Raw genomic sequence first — 22,796 nt, 5'->3', positions numbered from 1 at the left:
ACGTTAGGCCGGACAGCACCGCACAGTTCGGCGACGCTTGCGAAGCGAACGCGGGCTGCGGGCCGCGACCAATGGCACGCCCAGCCGTCTGGGTCGTGTAGATGGCGTGATATCGGTTTCATTCGGCAGCTTCGGCCTTCGCCGCCGGCGCAATTCGTGCGGCGCAGTATTTGAACTCCGGAATCTTGCCGTAGGGGTCCAGCATCGGGTTGGTGAGCATGTTGGCCGGACTTTCGTTGAAGCAGAACGGCATGAACACCATGCCGTCGGCGACCTCCCGATCGGCGCGGAGGATGGCGTCCACCGTGCCGCGCCGCGTCTCGACCGCAATCATCTCCCCTTGGCGTAGGCCGTGCCGTTTGATCTCATAAGGGTTCATCGCGGCGATCCCGTGTGGCTCGATCGCGTCCAGCACGCCCGCCCGGCGCGTCATGGCGCCGGTGTGCCAATGCTCGAGCAGGCGGCCGGTGGTGAGCACCAGTGGAAACTCTTCATCGGGCACCTCATCGGGCGGTAGCAAATCGGCCGGCACGATGCGGCCGCGTCCGTCCGCGGTCGGGAATCCGGACGAGAAGATGATCTCGTTGCCAGGCTTGTCGGGGCCGTCGGCCGGATAGACAACCGATCCCTCGCGTTCGACGCGATCCCAGGAGATGTGTTTGAGCGAAGGCATGACGCTGGCCATCTCGGCATAGACATCCGAGACATGGCCGTAATTCCAGTCCAGACCCACGCGCCTCGCCAGTTCGACGATCAGTTCCCAGTCCTGACGCGCTTGGCCTGGCAGTTCGAGCGCTGGACGCCCAATCTGCACCTGCCGGTTGGTGTTGGTGTATGTGCCGAGCTTTTCGGCATGTGCCGAGGCCGGCAGCACCACATCTGCATGCCAAGCGGTCTCGGTCAGGAAAATGTCCTGCACCACGAGATGGTCGAGCATGGCCAGTGCTTGCCGGGCATGGGTTTGGTCCGGATCGGACATGGCCGGGTTCTCGCCCATTATGTACATGCCCTTGATTTCGCCTTCATGGATGGCGTCGATGATTTCGACGACCGTCAGGCCCCGTTTTGGGTCCAGCGTCTGGCCCCAAAAGTTCTCGTAGGCGCCGCGGATGTCGATGTTCTCGACCGATTTATAGTCGGGGAAATACATCGGGATGAGCCCGGCATCGGATGCGCCCTGCACGTTGTTCTGGCCGCGCAGCGGGTGCAGGCCGGTTCCCGGCCGGCCGACATGTCCGGTGATCAGCGCCAGAGCGATCAGGCAGCGCGCATTATCGGTCCCGTGTGTGTGCTGGGAAATGCCCATGCCCCAAAAGATGATCGACCGCTCGGCGGTCGCGTAAGTGCGGGCGACGTCGCGCAGCACGCTCGCCTCGACACCGCAGACCTCGGCCATCGCTTCGGGCGAAAAATCCTTCACCTTGGCCTTCAGCGCCTCGAATCCGGAAGCGTTGGCCTGGATATACTGCTCGTCGTAGAGCTTTTCCTCAACGATGACGTGGATCAGCGCGTTCAGCATGGCGACGTCGCTGCCAGCCTTGAACCGCAGCGAATGCGACGCATGGCGCATCAGGTCCTGGCCGCGCGGGTCCATGACGATCAGCTTGGCGCCGCGCTTGGCCGCCTGCTTGAAATAGGTCGCGGCGACCGGATGGTTGGTGGTCGGCCGCGCGCCGATGACGATGATGCATTCGGCCTTCAGCGCGTCGTTGAAGGGCGCCGAAACTGCTCCCGAACCGACGCCTTCCATGAGTGCTGCCACCGACGATGCGTGGCACAACCGCGTGCAATGGTCGACATTGTTGGTGCCGAAGCCTTGGCGCACCAGCTTCTGGAACAGATAAGCCTCTTCATTGGAGCCTTTCGCCGAGCCGAAGCCGGCCAGCGCCTGCCCGCCATGATCCTTGAGAATGCGCTTCAGCCCGCCGGCGGCACGCGCGAGCGCATCTTCCCAGGTAGCCTCGCGAAACACGGTCAGCGGATCGACGCCGCGCATGTCCAAATCGCCCGATTTCGGGGCGTCGTCGCGGCGGATGAGCGGCTTCGTCAGCCGTTCAGGCGACATGGCATAATCGAAGCCGAAACGCCCCTTGACGCAGAGCCGGTTCTCGTTGGCATAGCCGTTACGGCCATCGACCTGGACGATCTTGTTGTCCTTGACGGCAACGCTGGTCTGGCAGCCGACGCCACAGAACGGGCACAGCGTGTCGATGACCTTGTCGAATTCCTGGATGACGCGGGTCTTGCCTGTCTTGTCCATCAGCGACTTTTCGTAGAGCGCGCCGGTCGGGCAGGCCTGAACGCATTCACCGCAGGTGACACAAGTCGACAGGCCCATCGGATCGTGCATGTCGAAGACGGGAAGCGAGTGATTGCCGCGCTCGGCCATGCCGATCACATCGTTGACCTGGACCTCGCGGCAGGCCCGCACACAGGCGCCGCAAGTGATGCAGGAATCGAGATTGACGGCAATGGCGGGATTCGTGATGTCGAATTCCGGCCGAACATCGTCTCTGGCAAATTTTGAGCTATAGCGATCGCCCGAGATCCCCATCGAACCGGCCCACTGCCAGAACATCGACTGCTGATCCGGACCGTCGGCCGCCGGCCGCATATTGCTGGCGAGAAGCTCGAACACCATCTCGCGCGATTTCCTGGCCCGTTCGGTATCCGTCTTCACCACCATTCCGGCGGAAGGTTTGCGGATGCAGGAGGCGGCGAGCACCCGCTCGCCCTCGACATCGACCATGCACGCGCGGCAATTGCCGTCTGGCCGATAGCCCGGCATGTCAACATGGCACAGATGCGGGATCCTGGTGCCTTCGCGCTTCGCAACGTCCCAAATGGTCTCGTCGTCAGCAGCTGTGACCGTTTTACCGTCGAGGGTGAATATGACGCCATCTGCCATTTCAAAGATCATCCCTAAAATGCGTCAAAAGGTGATTGACCGGATTGGGCGCCGCCTGGCCGAGACCGCAGATGGAGGAATCTCGCATCACTGTTTCAAGGTCGCGCATCGCCGTCTCGTTGGGCACGCCCTTCTCTTTCAAGAGCGTTACCAACTTTTCGGTTCCTTCCCGGCACGGCGTGCATTTCCCGCAACTCTCATGTTTGAAGAAATTCATGAGATTGAGGGTCACATCCTTGATATTGTCGGCTTGCGAAAGGACGACCACCGCATGTGAGCCGACAAAGGCGCCCTGTTTGGCGAGTTCGCCGCCGAAATCGAGTTCAATGTCGCCCATCGACGCCGGAAGGATGCCCCCCGAGGCTCCACCTGGCAGATAGGCCTTGAATTCATGCCCGTCTGCCATGCCGCCGCAATAATCCTCGATCAATTCGCGCACGGTGACGCCGGCCGGGGCCAGCTTGACACCCGGCTCCTTCACATGTCCGGAAACCGACCAGGAGCGAATTCCCTGATGGCCGGGCTTGCCCTGCGCGGCGAACCATTCGGGCCCCTTCTCGACGATGTCGCGAATCCACCACAGCGTCTCGACGTTGTGGTTGAGTGTCGGGCGTCCGAAAAGGCCGACTTCGGCAATATAAGGAGGCCGGTGTCGGGGCATGCCGCGCTTGCCCTCGATGCTTTCCAGCATCGCGCTTTCCTCGCCGCAAATATAGGCGCCGGCGCCGCGCCGCAGTTCGATGAAGCCGGGCTTGACGATGCCGGCCACCTCGAGCGCCGCGATCTCGGCGCGCAAAATGGCGAGCACGGCTGGGTATTCGTCGCGCATGTAGAAGTAAACGCGCTTGGCCTCCACCGCGTAGGCAGCGATCAGCGCCCCTTCTAAGGTACGATGCGGATCGCTTTCAAGATAGACGCGGTCCTTGAAAGTGCCAGGCTCGCCTTCGTCGCCATTGATCGACATCAGCCGCGGCCCTGGATAGCCGCGCACGAAACTCCATTTCTTGCCGGCCGGAAAGCCGGCGCCGCCGAGGCCGCGCAGGCCGGCGTGCTCCATGATCTCGATAATGGCATTCGTGGTCAGCACGCCGTCGCGCACTTTCTGCAAGAGCTGATACCCACCGGCAGCGCGATAGGCATCCAAGCCGACATAGTCAGGCGCCGCTGTGCGGATGTCCCCGTCTCTCGCCATCGCCAACAGCTTGTGGCTTGTCGCGTGGTCGACTTCGCGGTCGCCGACGCGCGCGGCAGGGGCGGTGGCGCAGCGGCCCATGCAGGGCGCACGCATGACGCGGATGGCCTGCGGGTCGGCGTCGCCGGCCAGTTCGCCAAACAGGCGTTCCGCGCCCGCCAGCATGCAGCTTATCGATTCGCAAACCCGGATTGTCAGCGGCGCGGGCCGCGCCTCGCCTTCCTTCACGATATCGAAATGGTCGTAGAAGGTCGCGACCTCGTAAACCTCCACCTGGGACAGGCGCATGTCCTCGGCAAGCGCGCGCAGATGCGCGGCCGACAGACAACCGTAGTGGTCTTGGATCAGATGCAGGAACTCGATCAAGAGCTCCCGGCGCCGTTCGCGATGGCCAAGAAGTTCCCGGACATCGGCCAGGGCCACGTCATCCAGCGCCCGCCCTTTGGGTCCGCGATCCGGGGACCGCCGTTGCTGCATTGTCATTCTCTCTCCTCCCGGCGCGAACCCTTCGTCTGAGGAAGGCGGCTCAAGCCACCGATATCGTTGTGTTCCCGCATTACAGGGTTCAAGTTAGCCGTATCCTGCCCTTGAGCCCGGCGCACCTTTGATCAAGGACCTGGCACACGAGTTGAAGCAATGCCGGTCTGGCAATTTTTAGCATCCCGGGGCGCCGCGACAGAACTGATCTGCGCCCTGATTTGTCGCACGGTTTATACCGGGGCAGCTTGCGCCCTCTCGATCAAGAAAATGATGTGGTCGCCATCCCGTTCCGTCGCCTCCAGGCGGTCGCCCGTTTCGTTGATCAGATTGGGAATGTCTATGGCCGCCAGCGGATCGGTGCAACGGACCTCAAGACGCTCGCCTGGCCTTATGCCGCTGAGCGCCTTGCGGGTTTTCAGCGCCGGCAAGGGACATTTCAATCCCGTCAGATCGAGCTGTCTCGTTGTCATGGTGGCGCACCATGGCGGACCGGTGACCGGTCGTCAACGGCCACGGCCTCCCGGCTGCCGCAAACAAGAGCGGCCAGGGGTCTCGGCAAACTGCGTGCGCCGGCCCGACGGCGTTCGTCAATTCAGGTCCGAATAGGCGAGGAACTGAACGGTCTGACCCGGCTCTACCTGGGCTACTTCCTCGCCGAGTTCGACAAGGCCGTCGGTTTGGACCAAAGAAGACAGCAGGCCCGCGCCCTCGCGCGGGAATTTGACGGCTTCATATGTACCGTCCTGCGTTCCACGCAGGCTTACCCGCACATATTCGCGTCGCCCCGGCTTTTTGCGGTAGGAAAAGGCGGCCCGCACAGGCCGCGAGTTTGGTGGCTGCTGCCGTGCGCCGGCCAGTGCCAAGATCGCGGCGCGCGCAATATGGGCGAATGTGACGAAGCTCGCCACCGGATTTCCGGGCAGCCCGATGAAGGCTGTTCCCCTGATCACCCCCATGGCGACTGGTCGGCCGGGTTTTATGGCCACCCGCCAGAATACCAGGGTGCCCACCCTCTCTAGTGCTGCCTTGACGCAGTCGGCCTCCCCGGTCGAGACCCCGCCGGAGGCCAGGATCAGGTCCTGGCCTGGGGCAGCCTCGCTCAGCACATCCGCGATCAGGCTGCTGTCGTCGGTCAGAATGCCCAAATCGGTGGTCTCGCAGCCCACTCTTGCGAGCATGGCCATAAGCATGAAACGGTTCGAATCGAAAAGCTGGGCCGGTCCCCGGGCATTTCCCGGCGTGACGATCTCGTTGCCGGTCGAGAAGATCGCGACGCGAACTTTGCGCCGGACTTCGAGCTGCGTCATGCCGAGAGCCGCGGCGAGCGCAACATCTTGCGGGCGCATGCGCTGGCCGGCCTGCAGGACCACCTTGCCTGCTGCGACATCCTCGCCCGCCGACCGCACGTTGGCTCCCCTTTTCAGGCCGGGCGGAAGAATGACCCTGCCGGTCTCGTCGACACGGACATCTTCCTGCATGTAGACCGTGTCTGCCCCCTCCGGCAGCGGAGCGCCAGTGAAGATGCGTATGGCTTGTCCGGGCGCGGCGGGCCGATCCGGGGCCACCCCGGCCTGGATCCTGTCGCTCACGAGGAAAGCTTTTTCAGCGGTTCCCGGCAGGTCGTCGCCGCGCAGTGCATAGCCGTCGACGGCTGAGTTGGTGAAAGGCGGCAGGGGCAGCGGCGCAACTAAATCTCTCGCCAGGACGCGCCCATCGGCATTCGCCAGCTGGACGGTTTCGGTCTCGTCCACAACGGTCAGCCGTGAAGCAATCAGTGCGGCGGTATCATCGACCGATCGCATCGGGCCGCCGAAAGCGAAGCAGTCGTCTGAAAGTTGCGCCATCGAGCCTTCAGCCTCTGTGGATCTGGCCGAACCGGCAGCTCGGCGCCATCCGGCAAGCCAGTCTGCGCTTATAGGCGCTTTTGTCGACCGGCCTGCGTTTGAACAGGGTATATAGTAGACGTCAAGCTGAAGGTAATGCATCCACCCCGGCGAGCGGGATTGCAATTTTCAAGAGAGCGCCATGCAGCAGATGAAAAGCCGACCAGACCCCGCCATCATCATGCCGAGTCCGGAGGACATCCGATTGACCGAACAGGTCAGCGGCATCGATCATACGGGCGCCGCTATTCAAGTCCGCGTCCCCGTTGAACGCCCGCTGACGCTCTATCTGAACGCGCAGGAGATCGTCACGATGATGACGATCAGCGATTATCCCGAATATCTGGCGCTGGGCTACCTGCTCAATCAGAACATGCTCAAATTCGACGACGTCGTAACCGAAGTCGAGTATGACGACGACCTGCAGGTCGTGATCGTTCGTACCGAGCGCAACACCAATTACGAGCAGAAGCTCAAGAAACGGACGCAGACTTCAGGCTGCGCGCAGGGTACGGCTTTCGGCGATCTTCTCGAGGCGCTCGAAAATACCGCTCTGCCGGCAGCCGTACTGCACACCTCCTGGCTTTACCAAATGACCCGCACGATCAACACGACGCCGTCGCTCTATCTTGAAGCGGGCGCGATTCATGGCTGCGTGCTTTGCAAGGAAGGAACGCCGGTCTGTTATATGGAGGATGTCGGGCGCCACAATGCCGTCGACAAGATCGCCGGCTGGATGTATCGCCACGGCATCGATCCGGCCGACAAGATCCTTTATACGACGGGCAGGCTGACGTCGGAAATGACGATCAAGACGGTTCGAATGGGCATTCCGATCCTCGTCTCACGCTCGGGTTTTACCGCTTGGGGCGTCGATTTGGCGCGTCAGGCAGGCTTGACGCTCGTCGGCCGGGCGCGCGGCAAGCGGTTCGCCGTGCTGTCTGGCGAGGATCGGATTGTCTTCGACCAGGACCTCGCTTCCGTCGACGAGGAAGCACCTCGTCACAGACGCAAGGGAGCCGCCGATGGCGAATAAGAAGGTGCCCACCCTGGGCGTCGTTCTCGCCGGGGGGCTCGCCCGGCGCATGGGCGGTGGCGACAAATCCATGCGTCGGATCGACGGACTCACGATCCTCGATCGTGTCCTCGATCGCCTCGGCCCGCAATGCGACGGGCTCTTGCTGAACGCCAATGGCGACCCTGCCCGCTTTGACCGCTTTCGCCTTCCAGTCGTCGCCGACCCGGTCGAGAACTATCCGGGGCCGCTCGCTGGCGTGCTTGCGGGCCTCAATTGGGCTGAGGAGAACAGGCCCGACGTCGAATGGGTCGTCAGCGTCGCGGCGGACTGTCCTTTTTTGCCGCGCGACCTCGTCGAACGGCTGCATCGGGCGCGCTTGGCGAAAGGTGCGGATCTGGCGGTGGCGGTGTCAGCGCGCCGGACGCATCCTGTCATCGGACTCTGGCAAGTGGCGATGCGCGATGAGTTACGCCATGCACTCGTCGAAGAGGGCATTCGCAAGATCGACCTCTGGACGGCTCGCTACCAGGTTGCCACCGCGTCCTGGCCGGCCAAGCCGGTGGATCCATTCTTCAATGTCAACACGGTCGAAGATTTTGCCGAGGCCGAACGGCTCTGGCACCTTAGCCAGGTCGGGTAAAACCCATGCGCTCGATCCCCTCGTTGAATTCAGGCGAAGTGAGCGCGGTAAGGAAGGCCTGCACCGCGGGTCGCTCTTTGCGGGCAGAGACCAGCGCGAAATCATAATGCTCTTCCTTCAGCGCAATGAAACCGAGCCCGGCTGATTGCGCCACCGGCGCAATGGTGACGCCCCAGTCTGCTCGGTTCTGCGCCACGGCCGCCGCGACGGCATTGTGCGAGCGGGGCTGGTTCCAATATCCGTCGGGACGCGCCGGACCAAGCAGTTGGTCGATCAGGATGCGTGTACCCGAGCCCTGGTTGCGGTTGACCATCATGCAATTTGGATCGGCGAGTGCGGCACGCACCGCCTCGTCTGCGTCGGCCCCCTGGAAGCGGATGTCGCTTGGGGGGTAGACGATGCCCTGCATGCGCCGCCATCCCTCCACGAGTTCGAGGCCGTCGCTCAGGAACGGCGCATTGTAGCTTTGCGTCTTGGCGTCGAAGAGGTGGATGGGCGCGATATCGCACTCGCCCCGTTTAGCCGCGGCCAGGCCGCCCAGGCTCCCGACCGCGATAGACCGCACCGTCAGGCCGGCGCGAAACAGAATGCCCACGACGAGATCCAGGCCCGTGCAGTTGCTGCCGATCACCACGAGATCGGGAATACGGACGTGCGGTGTGAACAGCGTCACCGAAGCCTCGCTTCCGGCAGGCATATTGTCGGCTAAAGCTTCGATGCTGATGAAGCCATCCGCCTGGGCAAAGGAAGTTATCGCCCCCGAGCCCTTGCCGGTGGGATAGGCGACCAGCCCCTCATCACTCTCGACCAGCGATACCATCACGAACTCCGTGCGGCCGAGTTCGGAAGGAATGCGCAGCGGAACCTTTGCCGTGACCTTCGCTTCGGTCCGAGGCGGCAGGCCCGCCATGCGGCGCAGCAAAGGTACGATCATGTCGTGGAAAGTGAACATGGCCGAAGTCGGAAATCCCGGCAGCACGACGACCGGTTTGCCGTCGCAAACGGCGAGACAGAGCGGCTTTCCCGGCTTCAGCGCCACGCCATGGGCAACGATGCCGGGCGCGCCGAGACGGTTCACGATGCGGTGGCTGACATCACCGGCGCCCTTGGACGTCCCGCCCGACAGTATCAACACCTCATGGGTCGCTAGCGCCTCGCGCATGGCGGCTTCCAGCTTGGCTTCGTCATCCGGATACGCGCCGAGAAAGCTCGCCTCGCCGCCATTTTCAGTTATCGCGGCGCTGACGATTGCCCCATTGGCGTCGTAAATGCCGGCGGGTCGAAGGGCGTCGCCCGGTTGGACAAGTTCGTCGCCAGTCGACAAAACCGCGACGCGCAGCTTACGCGCCACCGTCACCAGCGCAATTCCGCAGGCGGCAAGCATGCCAATTTCTCGCGAGCCGATCACCGTTCCGGCGCGCAGCAGAACCTCACCGCGGGCAATATCGGATCCGGCATGCGAGATGAACTGGCCGGGCGAGGCTCCGCGCCTGACCTCGATGGCATCACCTTCGGTGGGTTGAGTGTGCTCCACCATGACGATGGCATCGGCGCCGCGCGGCACGGGACCGCCCGTAGAGATGGAGGTGGCGGTGCCTGCGAGCACAGGTATTTGCGGGGCAACACCGCATGCGATAGTTTCGTGGTTGAGCAGGAGCCTGGCAGGAAGGGCCTCCGACGCGGTGGCCATGTCGGCGGCGCGCACGGCAAAACCATCGACGTTCGAACGGTCGAAGGGAGGCACGTCGATAGGAGCCATGACATCATCGGCAAGCGCCAGCCCAAGCGCATCCGCAAGCGTCAGTTCTTCGGTCGGGATCGTTCGCGGAAAAAGCGCCGCCTCGAAACGGGCGAGCGCCTCGTCGCGCGACAGGACCGTCAGGAACTGCTCCTGGCCGGTATCTTGGCGGGTGGATCTGGTCATGACTTACTCATCTGGGATCGTCGAACACAAAGGCGCCGACAGCTGTTCCCGCAGCACACCCCTCACTGCCGCCTGGAATAGCAAGCCATGCATCCGCCATGCGGATCGCGTCCAGGGAAAAATCTCCTATCGCAAGTGGGGCCCATCTGTCTTGTTCCTGCTTCAGGAGGACGATCTCGGCCAGCCCGACCGTGGAGGAGATTTTTCGCTCCAGTGCCAGGACCGTCTGTCGCCGGGCGCTCCTGCCCGACAGGCGATCGATGGTCGGCTGAACCAGCGCAAGAAAGGCGGCAAAGGCCTGATCGGGCGCGCCGGGCAGAGCAATTATCGGGACCGCGTCGAGCCGGCCGATCGCCGCGGTTCGGCCGGGCTGCAGCGCTATGTTGTGGGCGATGAGCGCCCCACGCGCGGCAAGCACGTCGGCTGTTGCGTCGGCGCGCCCCGCACCAGTGCCTCCAATCAGGATGATCAAATCGCCGGCTGCACTCGCAAGCGCCTGGGCGACGGATCTGGCGTCGCGCGTAACCGTTTCGATATCGAACACCGTGGCGCCAGAGGCTCTTGCGAGGTCGGCGATAAAATGCCCCGTTAAAGTATCGCTCGCCGGGGCGGCGACATCGATCAGGCGCACCTGCGGTGCCCGCACCGCAATTTCACCAATCCCTACACTCCGCAGGGCGAGGAGGTCCGCGGCCGACAGCCTGTGCCCTGCAATGATGAGTGGTCGGCCCGCCTCCATGTCCTCGCCAGCGCGTCGCACGCCCTGGCCCGGTGCTGCTTCCCCGAGCGCCTGGGGCATCGGGCCGCTGCAATCGATGAGATCGGCATCGAGAACGCAATCGCATCCCTCCGGCATGGCGACGCCTGCCTCTACCCAGACCGGAATTGCCATCAGCGGCAGCGGCGAATAGGCCGACGCACCGGCAAGATCGAGCGCGCGACACGCCCAGCCATCTGTCTTTGCCGTGTCGCGGGTGGGCTGCGCGTGTACCAGGGGCGGCATAGCGGCCCCAATCTTTCCAAGCGTCTGGTAAAGCGGCAAAAGAGTGGGCGCAACCGGTACCACCCCGTCGAGGAGTCCGGCGAGAGCCGCTTCGAGACCGGTCAGCGCGCCGAGGGAAGGCTGCATTCTCATCATGTCCGATGATGGGGCAGGTGCGAACCGCTTTGCAACCGACTTCAGAAGCGCTCCTGCTCGGCGTTCGAGAAAAAGAGTTGCTGGCCGTCAATTTTGTATTCGGCAATCGCCTGCTGTCCTTCAGGCGAGATCAGCCAATCTATGAAGCGTTGGCCGGGTTCAGCTTTGACGCTCGCGTGCCTCGCGGGATTCACCAGCATGACGCCGTACTGGTTGAACAGCCTTTCGTCGCCTTCGACCAGGATCTCCAGTTCGCCGCGGTTCTTGAACGCCAGCCATGTGGCGCGATCGGAAAGCACATAGGCATTCATGGCGCTGGCTGTGTTGAGCGCAGCGCCCATGCCCTGCCCAATTTCCTTGTACCAGGGCTCCTTCATCGCCGCGACATCGACACCTGCCGCCTTCCAGAGTCCGAGTTCTGCAAAGTGGGTTCCAGATTTGTCACCGCGGGAAACGAAAACAGCTTTCTTGCTCTGGATCGATGTCAAGGCGGCAGCGACATCCGGCGAACCCTTGATGCCGGCCGGGTCGCCTCTGGGCCCGATCAGGACGAAATCATTGTACATCACATCGAAGCGTCTCACGCCAAAACCTTGCCGGACGAATTTCTCCTCCTGCTCCCTGGCATGGACCAAGACCACGTCTGCGTCTCCCCGGCGGCCGGCGTCGAGGGCCTGGCCGGTTCCCTGCGCGACCACCCTCACATAGATACCGGTCTTTGTGGCGAACAAAGGCAGTATGTGATCGAAAAGGCCGGAATCCCGCGTCGAGGTCGTCGAGGCCACGACGATCGACCGCTCCTTCGCGCCGGCCAATGTGCCGCTGGAGCCGAGGGCAGTCAAAATGATCGCAATTGCGGCAAACAGTCGACGGTTGAACACTGGAAGCTCCGTCTCCGCAGTCAAAGGACGAGCTCTCCTTGAATAAAGGCGGCAGCTTCTGCTGATGATGGGCGATCGAAAAAATCATCGACGCTGGCGTGCTCGCACAGTCGGCCGCAAACGAGGAAGACGACATCTGCCGCGAGCCGGCGCACCTGCCCGAGATCGTGTGAAGCCATGACGATCTTGGTGCCCGATTGCGAGGCCATGAGGATGATCTCCTCGACATGGCGGGTAGCAGCGGGATCAAGACTGGCGGTGGGCTCATCGAGCAGCAGGATCTCGGGCTCGCGCGCCAGTGCGCGGGCAAGCGCCACGCGCTGTTGCTCGCCGCTGGATAAGCGGCGCGCAGGTCGCGCCGCCAGGCCCAGAAGGCCCACACGATCCAGAAGTTCCTCGGTGCGTGCCGCGCGACGATGGCGCCGACAACCAGCTTGCGCCAGTCCGTAGGCGACGTTGGCTGCGACGGAGCGGCGCAGCATCACCGGTTTCTGGAGCAGCATTGCCCGGCGCCCTAGCCCGCGATCGGTGCGCCCACCCCAGCTCACAGTTCCTGCGGAAGGCGCGGCAAGTCCCATGCAAACCCGAAGCAGTGACGTCTTGCCCGCCCCATTGGGACCGAGCACGAGTGTCGGCGCGCCGGGAGTAATCGCCAGGTTCACGCGGTCAAGCATAGTCATGGCGCCTGCGCTGAGCGAGACGCGGTCCAGAATGAGAGGAAGGTCGGTAAGCGATGCACGCATCATCAAGCCACCCGTTGCTCCGACCAGGTTCGCAGGCCCCAGGCAGCGGCATTGATGGCAAGAATGAGGCCGATCAGGATGATGCCGAGCCCCATCGCGAGCGGCAGGTCTCCCTTTGAGGTTTCGAGCGCGATCGTGGTCGTCATGGTTCGGGTAAAGCCTTCTATGTTGCCGCCGACGATCATTACTGTGCCGACTTCGGCGGCCGCCCGCCCGAAGCCTGCGAGCATTGCGGTGATGAGGCTGAAACGGCTGTCCCACAAGAGCGTTACCACCCTGCCTGTCGGGCCGACGCCCATCGCTGTCAGTTCGTCGCGATATTCGCGCCACAAATCCTCGATGGTCTGGCGCGTCAGAGCTGCGATGATCGGCAGGACGAGAAGCGCCTGCGCGATGACCATGGCGGCCGGTGTGAACAGCAGGCCGAACTCGCCGAGTGGCCCTGATCGGGATAACAGCAGGTAAACGGTCAGGCCGACGACAACTGGCGGCAGGCCCATGAAGCCGTTAACAAGCACCACGAGCGGGGAACGTCCCGGAAAACGCGTCAGAGCCAGCAACGCCCCGAGCGGCAGTCCCACGACGGCTGCAATTGCAACGGCGGCCAGGGTGATGGTTAGCGAAAGACGCACTATCGAGATCAGCGTCGCGTCACCGCTCGCCATAAGCTGCCATGCACTTAGGCTTTCCGACATTCCCGTTCACCTGCGCCGCGTCGTCCTGTATTCTGCTGCATTCCTTCCGCATTCGTCAAACAGTTGAAATTGCGCAGGAATATGCATAATATTGCAGGATGGATTTGCTGACGATTCCGGAAGCCTCAGACTATTTGCGCCTGGGCGAACGCAAGCTTTACGAACTGGTCGCCAAAAACAGGATCCCGTGCAGCAAAGTGACGGGCAAGTGGCTGTTTCCGCGTAACGAACTCGACCGGTGGGTTCTCTCGGGATTGTCGCATCCTGAGGGACTGATTCCGCCCGAGCCGCCGCCCATAGTCGGCGGCAGCCAGGACGATCTGCTTGAATGGAGCCTTCGCCAGGCAGGCTCCGGCCTCGCCTCGCTGACCGAGGGGACGGGAGCCGGCGTTGCGCGTCTTTTGCGTGGCGAAGTCGCCGCTGCCGCGATCCATTACCACAATGATGCAGCCGACCCCAATGTGGAGGCCGCGCGCGCAATGCCGCGGCTGCACGATGCGGTGCTGATCGGTTTCACGCGGCGCGAACAGGGGCTGCTGCTGCCGCCGGGCAACCCCCGATCGCTCAACAGCCTGGCCGATGTCCTTGAAAGCGGCGCCAAAATGGCGGTGCGTCAGACCGGGGCCGGAGCCCAAATGCTGCTGGATGTCCTGGTCGCCCGCGCCGGCGCCAGCCGGAAGCGGTTGAACCGGCTCGCGCCGCCATGCCTGACAGGGCCTGATCTCGCAGCCGCGATCCGGACCGGGAGGGCCGATTGCGGAATCGCCACACGCGCCGCCGCGCGCGCCGCCGGCCTGGAGTTCGTATCATTGGCGTGGGAGAATTTCGATCTGCTGATGCGGCAGCGAACCTATTTTCAGCCTTCGATCCAGGCGCTGATCCGCCTCATGGCTCAGGACAGCTTCGCCCGGCGCGCCGCAGAACTCACGGGGTATGACACGAGCCCGGCCGGGCAGGTCCGTTTCTTCAATTGAGGTGGGGTGTCAATGGGGCGCCGGACGCGCCGCCGAACCTATTCAGCCGAGGTCGATTTCGCCTTCGACGACGTGGTGCAAACCGGCGCGTTCAGCCGTAATCACGGCCCTCACAGTCAGACGCCCCTGCCCTTTCAGCCCCCCATCCGCCACGGCCTTTTCGATTGCTTGCTGCGAGGTTACGCCGACCTGCTTCAGGAACTTGCGCATCGACACGTTGAAGGGATCGGTTTCCATGTTTTGGGTCATATGATTGCCTCTAATAGCTGGGACGGTGCGGCTGGTCGGATTGCGATCGCATGCTGCTCTCCGGCGAAGGGCGCTGCCGGCCAGCGGAACACGGAAACGTATGATGCGCAATGCATAAGACGCTCGCAATGCATTTGCTCGCTGCTGTTTTCCTCGCCGGCGCGACGACACATGGCGCGGAACTGCGCGGGCATGGCGGTCCCGTGCGGGCGATTTCCGTGGCGCCGGACGGAAAGACGGTGGCAACCGGCAGTTTTGACACCAGGGCGATCATCTGGTCGCTGGAGACCGGCGAAGCGCGCGACGTGCTGCTCTTTCATGACGGTGAGGTAAGTGCCGTGGCCGCACTGCCGAACGGGCGCTTTGCCAGTGCGGGTGCGGACGGTCGCATCGCGATCTGGCAAACCGGTCGAGGCGAGCCGGCCCTCATTCTGCAGGGTCACACCGGACCTGTCGCCGACCTCGAACTGTCACCCGACGGATCGATGCTGGCTTCGGCGTCCTGGGACACCACCGTCCGGCTCTGGCCCCTTGCTGGTGGGAAAGCGCGCGTCCTGGAAGGCCATGGCGCAAACGTCAATGCACTCGCCTTCCTGGCGGACGCAACCCTCGTCAGCGCCGGCTATGACGCCACAGTCATCTTTTGGCCGAGCCAGGCTGGGGCGGCGCCGGTTCGGGCCATCATGCCGACGCCGCTCAACACGCTTGTAAGAGCGCCCGGCGACCGGCTGTTCGTCGGAGGTGCGGACGGGCGGGTACGGTTGCTCGATCGGCGCGGCAAAGTGCAGTTGGAAGTTCAGGCCTTACGCAAACCGGTGATTGCGCTCGCCGCCACGCCAGACCCGAACTATCTCGCAGTCGCCGGCATCGGTGATGGAATCCTGTTGCTGGACGCTATGAGCCTCTCCACCATCCGCACTCTCGACACATCCGGCGTGGCGGTATGGTCGCTTGCGTTCGCGGCTGGCGGCAAGACGCTTCTGGCTGGCGGCGCCGACCATCTGGTGCGGGAATGGAACATCGCGACGGGCGAGCGCCTTGGAGCCGCTACGGCCGGCAGGGCCGATCCAATGGCCAGATACGCGGGTAATCCGGACGCGGAAGTATTTCGCGCCTGCGTTGCCTGCCATACTCTCGACCCGAAGGACGGCCATCGAGCCGGGCCCACGCTGCATGGCATTTTCGGGCGCAAAATAGCATCCGTGCCGGGTTACCACTATTCGCCCGCTTTCCGAAAAATGGACATCGTCTGGACACCGGAAACAGTGTCGGCGCTGTTCGAGTTGGGTCCGAACGCCTACACCCCCGGTACCAAGATGCCTGAACAGACGATCAGCAATGCTGAGGATCGGGCAGCCCTGATCCGCTTTCTTCAGGCCGAGACACGTACCGACTAGGCTCAGACCGCCTTATCGCTCGAGCTCTTGCGCTGCCGCTGATAGTCTTCCGTGGTTCGCGGCGGCGAGCGACTAGGGCCGGCATAAGGATCGAAGCCCTCATTCATGGCCGCATCGACACGGCAATTGTCGCACATCCGTACAAGGTCGAGCCGCCGTGCGTTCTCGCCTGCAAACATCCAGTGTTTGCCTTCGAGCTTGGCGACGATCCGCTCGACAGTGCTCCTTGTGCCGAACGGCTTCGCGCAGCGGATGCAGTTGTACGGCTCCTCTTGCTTCACGACCCGGCTGCGAGCGCCCCATGCCTGAAAATCCACCTGCGGCGTCAAGGTGATGACCTTCTCCGGGCAGGTCGCGGCGCAAAGGCCGCACTGCACGCAGGCGCTCTCGGAAAAATATAAGGCCGGCTGCTGCTCGCTGTCGGAAAGCGCCCCCGTTGGACAGGCCGATACACAAGAGAGGCAGAGCGTGCAGCCGTCGACATTGACGTCCAGGCCGCCGAACGGAGCTCCAGCAGGCAACGCCACGCGGTCGACCGGCGTCGGCGCAGCTCGATGGAGCTCGACCATGGTGCTCGTCAGCAAGCTGCGCTTCTTGCCGATGGGCAGGAATGCCGCCGGGCGCCGCGACGCAACGTCTGGGGTAATCATGTCGAGCGCCGAGGCGAGGATGTCGGGATCGTCCTCTTCGATCAATCCGCAGACCTCGGCGCCATAACCGAGAGACTGGCTCAAAAGATTGGCGATCGCGATGTTTGCGGCAATTCCGGTAAGCTCATGCCTGGGCTTGGCCGACGACAGAGCCCTTACAGCGCAAGCGCCCCAAGCGACTGGCGCGGTCCACGCCTCGACCCCTAACTGGGTTGTCTCGTTCACGGCGACCGGCAGGACATTTGCGGGCAGACCCGCGCCGAACCGGGCGAGTGCGTCGATCAGCGGCTCGCCATGGCCGAGATCATGGAAAAGGACGATCGCATCCAGGCCGCCCGCCTCCCGATAGGTGAAAAGAAGCGTCCGCAGCCGCCGAAGCAGCGATTCTGCATCCGGCACGGCGTAGGCGGCAGCACCCGTGGGACATGCCGCCGCGCAGCTGCCGCAGCCGGCGCATACTTCCGCATTGATCGCGACGTGGTTGCCGGCAGGCGTTATCGCCCCTGTCGGGCACAGGTCGAGGCACCGCGTGCAGCCGGTGATGCGCGATCTCGAATGGGCGCACAGATCGGCGGAGAAATCGATGAAGCGCGGCTTGTCGAACTCGCCCACCAAGTCGGCAGCCCTTGCGATCGCAGTGGCGACGGAGGCGCGATCGCCGGGATCGGCCTTCACGTAGCCGTCGCGCAATTCATGGGCAGGGAAAAGCGGAACTCCGCCGGAGAGATCAAGGATGATGTCGGCGTTCGAGACGGCTCCATCGCGCGATATCCCGAAGCGAAGCCGATCGCGCGAAGATGGATTGGGCGCCGCGAAATCGTCGACCGTCAGCTCGAAGGCGCCAAGATGGCCGCGCGCATTGCGGATCGTGCCCTGCATGACGGGAAAATCCCAGACCCGGTGCGGCGCAATTTCGCGCGGACGGCTAAGCAACACAGTGACGTCCAGCTTCTCGGCGAGTTGCCGGCCCGCATCGATCGCCGTCGCGTCGCAGCCATAGACCAGGACGACACCATTGCTCGAAAGCGTAACGAGCGCGGGCGCCGAAGCGGGTTCGGCCGCCATAGCGAGCAGAGCCGCCGCTTTCGGGCCGGCAGCAGCAGCGCCTTGCGACCAGCCCCCCGTCTCGCGAATGTTTGCGAAAACCAGATCGCCTGCGAAACCGAGTTCCTCGGCGAGCTCGCCGAAAAGCGGCGCCTGTTGCGTGCAGCTGATGGTGACAGCTTCGCCGCTGCGCAGGGCGCTGCGCACCCGGTCGAGCTCCGCGCCGCAGAACTGGTCCCCCGCCTCGACCCGTGCGCCCGGGCAGCCGCGGGCGACGCTGGCGCCGAAGCCCGGCATGCTCCGCTCGCAGGAGCAGACCAGGACCGTGGGTCGTTTGGCCAGGCTCATTCCGACTCCCGTGGCATCTTCCTTGCCCACGCGGTAGCGCCTCTTCCTTGGAAGTATTATAAAGACATTACAGTCGCCGTCATCAAAATATGGATCGGCACTATGCGCCCATCTGTCAGCGACCTCCAACTGCCACCGCCTTACAGCCTCGTGCCGCTGAGAGAGGCTGGCGACGCCTTCGCGCATGCCTGCGCGATCGCGGCAGAGGAAGGCGCAGGCACGCTCGCCTGGGTGCGCCGCTACGATCTGGCCGAATTCGCCGTGGTGCTTGAGCCTGAGGAGCCCCTGGAGGAAGCGCGTCGCGCGATCTATGCAGGCATGAACGCGCTCGCCGATGCGCTTGCGGTCCATGCTCCGCCGTCGCGGCCCATCACCTTCGACTGGCCAGGCACTATTCGCGTCGACGGAGTTCTCGTCGGCGGCGCCCGCCTGGGCTGGCCGGAAGGGGCACGGGAGCACGAAATCCCCGACTGGCTCGTCTTCTCGGGCATGATCCGCACTGCCGTCATCCGCGCCGGCGAGCCCGGTCTGCGTCCGCTGCTTGGCGCGCTTGACGAACTAGGCTTCGCTGCGCTCGATGCCGGTGAGATCGTTGCGAGCTTCTCCCGCCATCTGATGGCCGCATTCCACGAATGGAGCGACACCGGCTTCGGTTCGATCGCCAGCCGCTGGCTCGACCGGCTGCCCCGAAAGGGCGATGAGCATACAGAGCTTGCCGGTAACGGAGATCTACTGATTTCCCATATGGCCTCTCAAAGGCTTGGCGAGCGAAAAAGCTTGGCCGAAGCGCTTGCCAGGCCTTCCTGGCTCGATCCGAGGACGGGAACGCCATGGATTTGAAGCTGCCGCGAACGATCCGTCTCGATGCTTCGGACACGTTTGTCTATTCGCGCGCTGCAGGACCAGGCGAATGGGCGGTGACCGGCACCTTCCTGTTCTTCGGCGCCGATACCGCCACGCTTTCCGGCAAGGAACGGCAGGCGTTCCGCGCCGGGTTCCTGGGCATTGACAGCTTCGGCTGGTCCACCCTCGTCGTGGTCACGGACGCGACCGCGCATGACCGCGCGGCAGCCGTCGATCGGCTGGCCGAGCAGCTTGTGGTGCGATGCGGTGCGCCGGACATCGAAACGGCGCGTGTCGCCGCCGAAGAGGAGATCGCCTTCGCGCAATCGCTGTGCGACCACCCGCCGAACACGCTGATTGGGGTCAACCGCACCAGCGAACAGGCCGGCATCCGAGAGTCGTTCCGCACCCTGCATCGTAAGGCGAGCCGGCTGGAGCCGGCAACGGCATTCCGCTTCGTCGAAATCGAGGGTGAAGACGCGTCGACGGAAAAGTTCGATCTCCTTGCATTCGCCGGGAGGCAGAAGTGAAGGATTTCTGGATTTCCTCCGGTCATCACCTTCTCGACAGAGATGAGGCCGGGCGCCTGCTCGTGACCGACTCCTTTCTGAAGGCATATTTTGCCCGGCCAGAGCTTCTCCCCCCCGAATCCGCCTGCCCGGCGGAGTTGCGCCTGCATCACGAACTTTTGATGCATCATCCGCGCCGGCCGGTCGCAAAGGAGGAGATCGCCGCCTTGGAGGATCCGGATGCGCGCGAGAACTGGCAGTTCATGATCGCCTTTCGCGATCATGTGCTGGCCGCTCCCTCACTCGAAGCCGCATACCTCGCGCTGGCGCGCGGCTCGGCGGAAAACATCCCCCCGCTGTTCATGAACCAGCTTGCCCAGGTCGTGCTGCGCAATGCGCTGGACGGTCAGCACGACGCCTGCGTTCTGCGAGCCGCCGAGCTGTTTTATCGGCCGCAACGCGTGACGTCTCACGAGGGGGCTGTGCTTCTCGCCGATGCCGAAACAATCGAACTGCATGAACAGAACCGCCATGCCTCGCCGCTCCTCAACATGCTTGGTGGTCCAGCTGTCACGGAACTCGAGATACTCAACGATAAGAATCCCGAGAGTTACTTCGCCAGGAGCGACGCCTTCGATATGGTGCTCAAGCTCGGCAGCGCCCGGAGTCCGGCCCGGCGCGGCCTTGCGACCGCAATGGAGATCTGGATTCGCCATCTCGTTGCAGTGGGCGTGGAAATCGAGCCGGTGGAGCGGATCGAGGACGAGGACTGGGCCTGGTTCGTCGGCCTCGACGCCGAAGCGACCCGCATCGGCAATACGCTCTGGGCCGGCGGCGAACTCGACGCGGAGACAGCAAAGCGCGTCGTTGCACTATTCCGGCTCAGCTTTTCCGACACAGGCGAAGTTCAGCCGGCAGTGGGCGCCAGGCCCGTCTGGCTCATAATGGCCATGACCGCCGACCGAACGATCCGCATGAAGCCGCAGAACCTCATCGCAGGCCTGCCGTTTCGCGCCCCGGGGACGGTGAATTAGGAGGATTTGTGCCATGGTGCGGGACACTGCGGAAGTCGGGGTGATCGTCGAGCGACGGGCTCTGAACAGCCCGTGGGTCGACCATGTTTGGGTGCCCGTGGCCGTGCTGGCGGGCGCGCCGTGCGCGGCGCCATGGTCAGTGCTGCACGAATCCGACGGCCTGACGCGTTTCTATGCCGGAACTTTCAAACTCGAGCTCTTCGGGTGCGACACGGGCATGTACCGGGACAACCTCCGTTCGGGGCGGCCTAGCCTCTGGATCGCGCTCCGGTCGAGCCCTGCTCCACCCGGAGTTGTGCTGCACCTGGTGACCGCTGACCCGTTCGAAGGCGAGTCGCTGACAGAGGCTGGCTCCGACATCATCGAAGCCGTGCCTATGCCGATCGAGCTTCAGCAATGGGTGGCCGCCTTCATCGAGACGCATCACGTTGAGCGTCCCTTCATCAAGCGCAAGCGCGATCGGGCGGACAGCAATGCCCTGGCGAGGCGCGGTCCTCGCTCCGGAACGATGGATGATGCCGAATGAGCGCGGGAAGTGACAATGTCTTCGCCCGCTGGTCGCGCCGAAAACAGGCGGCGCGTTACAGCGCGACTGCGGAGCCGCAGAAGGATCAGCTTGCGCCTGACGAAGCTGTGGCGCCAGCGGGTGTTGGGGAGCAGCTTGCACCAGCAATTGCGGAGCCGGAGGCCGCCGAGCCTGCCGAGTCCCTCCCCCGTGTTGAGGATTTGACCGCCGAAAGCGACCTTTCGGCCTTCCTGCGCAAAGGCGTGCCCAAGATGTTGAAGCGCGCCGCATTGCGCAGGATGTGGTCGCTCGATCCGGCAATTCGTGATCATATCGGGCCTTCCGAATATGCCTGGGACTTCAATAGGCCGGGATCCATGGCGGGATTCGGCCCCTTGAAAGAATCCAGCGAACCTGTCGTGGATTTCCTGTCGACGTTGAGCGGCGGCAACCCGGCCGACCCAGCACGCGCCGCCATGGCTTCGGAGGCACCGGAGACGGCGCCTGCGCCCACCGTCGTCTTGGCGGACGAGGACGCGAACGCCTCACCCGATGCTTCGCAGGCTGTTACGCCGGACAGTTCGATCGAGCCGGCAACCCGTCCATCCCCTTCGGCCGACGTGGCCGAAACCGCCGCCGGCCGCGACGAAGCTGCCGGCTCCGCGGAATCATCGCCGATTAATCGCCAGCGGCGCCATGGCGGCGCCGTGCCGCGCTGATCTGGATATGTGGCCATTTTGGCACAGTTGCTGTTGCAATTGCCGGGCGGGGGACTAGTATTACTTTACCCACTCGTTGAGGGGCACGGTCGAGGTCAGTAGATGAACCCAGACTTGCGCCTAGAGGAGGCAACCGGCACGTCGTGCGGAGCTGACGCTCTGGTTCCCGGCGTTAGAGATGCTGACGTCGACGACGTCAACAGCGCACGCGCGGATGAGTACGCGCTGCTCGCCACGCTTCTCCTGGCCGCTCCGGATGCAAACCTTATGGCGCGGCTTTCCGGTTTGCGGGGCGACACCGAGACGCCGCTCGGCCTTGCTCATGCGGCACTCGGCCAGGCCGCGGCTTCGGCCTCCCCGGCAGCGGTCAGTCGCGAGTATTTCGAGCTCTTCATCGGGGTCGGGCGCGGCGAACTCCTTCCCTACGCCTCATACTACCTGACGGGCTTTCTCAATGAACGGCCGCTTGCCCGTCTACGCGGGGACATGAAGCGCCTCGGCGTTGAACGCGCCGACGGTCATTTTGACCCGGAAGATCATCTCGGCACGCTATTCGAGATCATGAGCGGCTTTGCCGCCACACATTTCGTGGTTCCCCCTGGCGAGGAGCGGGACTTCTTTGAACGTCACATCGCGCCCTGGGCGAGCCGCTTCTTCGCCGATCTGGAAAACGCGGCCTCGGCCAGGTTTTACCGGGCAGTGGGCGTGTTGGGGCGGATTTTCATCGACATCGAAGCCGAAGGCTTCGCCATGGAGGCGCGACGTAGCTCGTGACCTGATCGCGTCGACAGATAGGGAGGATGGCAGATGCAGGAAAAGAAACAGACGGCAATGAACCGCCGCAATTTCCTTCGCGCCTTCGGCGGCGCGTCCACGACCGCCGTGGCCGCCGTGACGCTCAGCCCCGGAGAAGCGCAAGCTTATGATCCCGGCGAGGAGGAGACGAGGGCCCGCTACCGCGAGACCGAGCACGTCAAGGCATTCTACCGTGTGAACGGTTATGAGACGTTGAAGAAGTGAGA

Annotated in this window: 22 protein-coding genes; 11 read left to right on the top strand and 11 right to left on the bottom strand. The window is 63.6% G+C overall.

The window, feature by feature from the left end; all coding sequences use genetic code 11:
* Positions 1-118 precede the first annotated feature (118 nt).
* The 4 genes from fdhF to ACWTU7_RS04140 all read right to left on the bottom strand — a co-directional run bounded on the left by fdhF (position 119) and on the right by ACWTU7_RS04140 (position 6,424).
* A complete protein-coding gene (fdhF, locus tag ACWTU7_RS04155) occupies positions 119-2,908 on the bottom strand; it encodes a formate dehydrogenase subunit alpha (RefSeq protein WP_455837799.1) in 2,790 nt (929 codons plus the stop codon).
* Between the two features lies 1 nt (position 2,909).
* Positions 2,910-4,583: an NAD(P)H-dependent oxidoreductase subunit E gene (locus ACWTU7_RS04150; protein ID WP_455837800.1), complete on the bottom strand. Its 1,674-nt coding sequence runs from the start codon at positions 4,581-4,583 to the stop codon at positions 2,910-2,912.
* Positions 4,584-4,810: 227 nt separating this feature from the next.
* Positions 4,811-5,050, bottom strand: coding sequence for a sulfurtransferase TusA family protein (locus ACWTU7_RS04145; RefSeq protein WP_127209119.1), 240 nt, complete (start codon positions 5,048-5,050; stop codon positions 4,811-4,813).
* Positions 5,051-5,167: 117 nt separating this feature from the next.
* Positions 5,168-6,424 carry a molybdopterin molybdotransferase MoeA gene (locus tag ACWTU7_RS04140; RefSeq protein ID WP_455837801.1) on the bottom strand — a complete coding sequence of 419 codons (1,257 nt, stop codon included), beginning with the start codon at positions 6,422-6,424 and terminating at the stop codon, positions 5,168-5,170.
* Positions 6,425-6,605: 181 nt separating this feature from the next.
* Between ACWTU7_RS04140 and fdhD the strand changes: the two genes are divergently transcribed.
* Both fdhD and mobA read left to right on the top strand, forming a co-directional pair.
* Positions 6,606-7,499: a formate dehydrogenase accessory sulfurtransferase FdhD gene (gene fdhD / locus ACWTU7_RS04135; RefSeq protein WP_095518952.1), complete on the top strand. Its 894-nt coding sequence runs from the start codon at positions 6,606-6,608 to the stop codon at positions 7,497-7,499.
* Positions 7,489-8,121: a molybdenum cofactor guanylyltransferase MobA gene (mobA, locus tag ACWTU7_RS04130; protein WP_455837802.1), complete on the top strand. Its 633-nt coding sequence runs from the start codon at positions 7,489-7,491 to the stop codon at positions 8,119-8,121. The genes fdhD and mobA overlap by 11 nt, the downstream gene beginning before the upstream one ends.
* Here the strand turns inward: mobA and ACWTU7_RS04125 are convergent.
* Genes ACWTU7_RS04125 through ACWTU7_RS04105 form a run of 5 tightly spaced genes read right to left on the bottom strand, consistent with a single transcriptional unit; the run spans position 8,105 to position 13,502 of the window.
* The gene (locus ACWTU7_RS04125) at positions 8,105-10,045 is read right to left on the bottom strand and encodes a molybdopterin biosynthesis protein (protein ID WP_455837803.1); all 1,941 of its coding nucleotides are present in this window, start codon (positions 10,043-10,045) and stop codon (positions 8,105-8,107) included. The two genes, mobA and ACWTU7_RS04125, sit on opposite strands and share 17 nt — an antisense overlap.
* Positions 10,046-10,052: 7 nt before the next feature.
* The gene (locus ACWTU7_RS04120) at positions 10,053-11,183 is read right to left on the bottom strand and encodes a molybdopterin-binding protein (protein WP_455837804.1); all 1,131 of its coding nucleotides are present in this window, start codon (positions 11,181-11,183) and stop codon (positions 10,053-10,055) included.
* 41 nt (positions 11,184-11,224) lie between these two features.
* The gene (locus tag ACWTU7_RS04115; protein WP_455837996.1) at positions 11,225-12,037 is read right to left on the bottom strand and encodes a substrate-binding domain-containing protein; all 813 of its coding nucleotides are present in this window, start codon (positions 12,035-12,037) and stop codon (positions 11,225-11,227) included.
* Between the two features lie 47 nt (positions 12,038-12,084).
* Positions 12,085-12,807 carry an ATP-binding cassette domain-containing protein gene (locus ACWTU7_RS04110; protein ID WP_455837997.1) on the bottom strand — a complete coding sequence of 241 codons (723 nt, stop codon included), beginning with the start codon at positions 12,805-12,807 and terminating at the stop codon, positions 12,085-12,087.
* A gap of 2 nt (positions 12,808-12,809) precedes the next feature.
* On the bottom strand, positions 12,810-13,502 hold the full coding sequence (locus tag ACWTU7_RS04105; RefSeq protein WP_455837805.1) for an ABC transporter permease: 693 nt from the start codon (positions 13,500-13,502) through the stop codon (positions 12,810-12,812).
* 98 nt (positions 13,503-13,600) lie between these two features.
* On the opposite strand from ACWTU7_RS04105, the gene ACWTU7_RS04100 reads away from it, so the two are divergent.
* Positions 13,601-14,476: a substrate-binding domain-containing protein gene (locus ACWTU7_RS04100; RefSeq protein ID WP_455837806.1), complete on the top strand. Its 876-nt coding sequence runs from the start codon at positions 13,601-13,603 to the stop codon at positions 14,474-14,476.
* A gap of 42 nt (positions 14,477-14,518) precedes the next feature.
* On the opposite strand, the gene ACWTU7_RS04095 is transcribed toward ACWTU7_RS04100, so the two are convergent.
* Positions 14,519-14,725, bottom strand: a complete 207-nt coding sequence (locus ACWTU7_RS04095) for a DUF6494 family protein (protein ID WP_029350232.1) — start codon at positions 14,723-14,725, stop codon at positions 14,519-14,521.
* A 110-nt stretch (positions 14,726-14,835) separates the two neighbouring features.
* Here ACWTU7_RS04095 and ACWTU7_RS04090 point away from each other — a divergent pair, with 110 nt between their 5' ends.
* A complete protein-coding gene (locus tag ACWTU7_RS04090) occupies positions 14,836-16,122 on the top strand; it encodes a c-type cytochrome (protein ID WP_455837807.1) in 1,287 nt (428 codons plus the stop codon).
* Between the two features lie 2 nt (positions 16,123-16,124).
* Here ACWTU7_RS04090 and ACWTU7_RS04085 read toward each other — a convergent pair whose 3' ends face one another.
* Positions 16,125-18,164, bottom strand: a complete 2,040-nt coding sequence (locus ACWTU7_RS04085) for a 4Fe-4S binding protein (protein ID WP_455837808.1) — start codon at positions 18,162-18,164, stop codon at positions 16,125-16,127.
* Between the two features lie 102 nt (positions 18,165-18,266).
* On the opposite strand from ACWTU7_RS04085, the gene ACWTU7_RS04080 reads away from it, so the two are divergent.
* From ACWTU7_RS04080 to ACWTU7_RS04050, 7 genes are all read left to right on the top strand, one after another.
* A complete protein-coding gene (locus ACWTU7_RS04080) occupies positions 18,267-19,004 on the top strand; it encodes a biotin/lipoate--protein ligase family protein (RefSeq protein ID WP_455837809.1) in 738 nt (245 codons plus the stop codon).
* Positions 18,995-19,537 carry a DUF6505 family protein gene (locus ACWTU7_RS04075; protein ID WP_095518960.1) on the top strand — a complete coding sequence of 181 codons (543 nt, stop codon included), beginning with the start codon at positions 18,995-18,997 and terminating at the stop codon, positions 19,535-19,537. Before ACWTU7_RS04080 ends, ACWTU7_RS04075 begins: the two co-directional genes overlap by 10 nt.
* Positions 19,534-20,550: a DUF6352 family protein gene (locus ACWTU7_RS04070; RefSeq protein WP_455837810.1), complete on the top strand. Its 1,017-nt coding sequence runs from the start codon at positions 19,534-19,536 to the stop codon at positions 20,548-20,550. The genes ACWTU7_RS04075 and ACWTU7_RS04070 overlap by 4 nt, the downstream gene beginning before the upstream one ends.
* Positions 20,551-20,563: 13 nt before the next feature.
* Positions 20,564-21,076 carry a DUF3305 domain-containing protein gene (locus ACWTU7_RS04065; RefSeq protein ID WP_455837811.1) on the top strand — a complete coding sequence of 171 codons (513 nt, stop codon included), beginning with the start codon at positions 20,564-20,566 and terminating at the stop codon, positions 21,074-21,076.
* Positions 21,073-21,774, top strand: coding sequence for a DUF3306 domain-containing protein (locus tag ACWTU7_RS04060; RefSeq protein WP_455837812.1), 702 nt, complete (start codon positions 21,073-21,075; stop codon positions 21,772-21,774). The genes ACWTU7_RS04065 and ACWTU7_RS04060 overlap by 4 nt, the downstream gene beginning before the upstream one ends.
* Positions 21,775-21,876: 102 nt before the next feature.
* Positions 21,877-22,548 carry a TorD/DmsD family molecular chaperone gene (locus ACWTU7_RS04055; protein WP_455837813.1) on the top strand — a complete coding sequence of 224 codons (672 nt, stop codon included), beginning with the start codon at positions 21,877-21,879 and terminating at the stop codon, positions 22,546-22,548.
* A 33-nt stretch (positions 22,549-22,581) separates the two neighbouring features.
* A complete protein-coding gene (locus ACWTU7_RS04050; protein WP_095518965.1) occupies positions 22,582-22,794 on the top strand; it encodes a formate dehydrogenase in 213 nt (70 codons plus the stop codon).
* The last annotated feature ends 2 nt before the right edge of the window (positions 22,795-22,796 follow it).

This window comes from Mesorhizobium sp. BHscii, from assembly GCF_053848065.1.
The sequence above is the reverse complement of the archived record's forward strand: the minus strand, read 5'-3'. Positions and strand labels throughout refer to the sequence as shown.

Coding starts and splice junctions, on each gene's coding strand:
- ACWTU7_RS04055 (WP_455837813.1), top strand. CDS start 21,877: ATGAACCCAGACTTGCGCCTAGAGGAGGCAACCGGCACGTCGTGCGGA.
- ACWTU7_RS04105 (WP_455837805.1), bottom strand. CDS start 13,502: ATGTCGGAAAGCCTAAGTGCATGGCAGCTTATGGCGAGCGGTGACGCG.
- ACWTU7_RS04120 (WP_455837804.1), bottom strand. CDS start 11,183: ATGATGAGAATGCAGCCTTCCCTCGGCGCGCTGACCGGTCTCGAAGCG.
- ACWTU7_RS04060 (WP_455837812.1), top strand. CDS start 21,073: ATGAGCGCGGGAAGTGACAATGTCTTCGCCCGCTGGTCGCGCCGAAAA.
- ACWTU7_RS04145 (WP_127209119.1), bottom strand. CDS start 5,050: ATGACAACGAGACAGCTCGATCTGACGGGATTGAAATGTCCCTTGCCG.
- ACWTU7_RS04150 (WP_455837800.1), bottom strand. CDS start 4,583: ATGACAATGCAGCAACGGCGGTCCCCGGATCGCGGACCCAAAGGGCGG.
- ACWTU7_RS04085 (WP_455837808.1), bottom strand. CDS start 18,164: ATGAGCCTGGCCAAACGACCCACGGTCCTGGTCTGCTCCTGCGAGCGG.
- mobA (WP_455837802.1), top strand. CDS start 7,489: ATGGCGAATAAGAAGGTGCCCACCCTGGGCGTCGTTCTCGCCGGGGGG.
- ACWTU7_RS04075 (WP_095518960.1), top strand. CDS start 18,995: ATGGATTTGAAGCTGCCGCGAACGATCCGTCTCGATGCTTCGGACACG.
- ACWTU7_RS04050 (WP_095518965.1), top strand. CDS start 22,582: ATGCAGGAAAAGAAACAGACGGCAATGAACCGCCGCAATTTCCTTCGC.
- ACWTU7_RS04080 (WP_455837809.1), top strand. CDS start 18,267: ATGCGCCCATCTGTCAGCGACCTCCAACTGCCACCGCCTTACAGCCTC.
- fdhD (WP_095518952.1), top strand. CDS start 6,606: ATGCAGCAGATGAAAAGCCGACCAGACCCCGCCATCATCATGCCGAGT.
- ACWTU7_RS04100 (WP_455837806.1), top strand. CDS start 13,601: ATGGATTTGCTGACGATTCCGGAAGCCTCAGACTATTTGCGCCTGGGC.
- ACWTU7_RS04090 (WP_455837807.1), top strand. CDS start 14,836: ATGCATAAGACGCTCGCAATGCATTTGCTCGCTGCTGTTTTCCTCGCC.
- ACWTU7_RS04095 (WP_029350232.1), bottom strand. CDS start 14,725: ATGACCCAAAACATGGAAACCGATCCCTTCAACGTGTCGATGCGCAAG.
- fdhF (WP_455837799.1), bottom strand. CDS start 2,908: ATGGCAGATGGCGTCATATTCACCCTCGACGGTAAAACGGTCACAGCT.
- ACWTU7_RS04110 (WP_455837997.1), bottom strand. CDS start 12,807: ATGCGTGCATCGCTTACCGACCTTCCTCTCATTCTGGACCGCGTCTCG.
- ACWTU7_RS04065 (WP_455837811.1), top strand. CDS start 20,564: ATGGTGCGGGACACTGCGGAAGTCGGGGTGATCGTCGAGCGACGGGCT.
- ACWTU7_RS04125 (WP_455837803.1), bottom strand. CDS start 10,045: ATGACCAGATCCACCCGCCAAGATACCGGCCAGGAGCAGTTCCTGACG.
- ACWTU7_RS04140 (WP_455837801.1), bottom strand. CDS start 6,424: ATGGCGCAACTTTCAGACGACTGCTTCGCTTTCGGCGGCCCGATGCGA.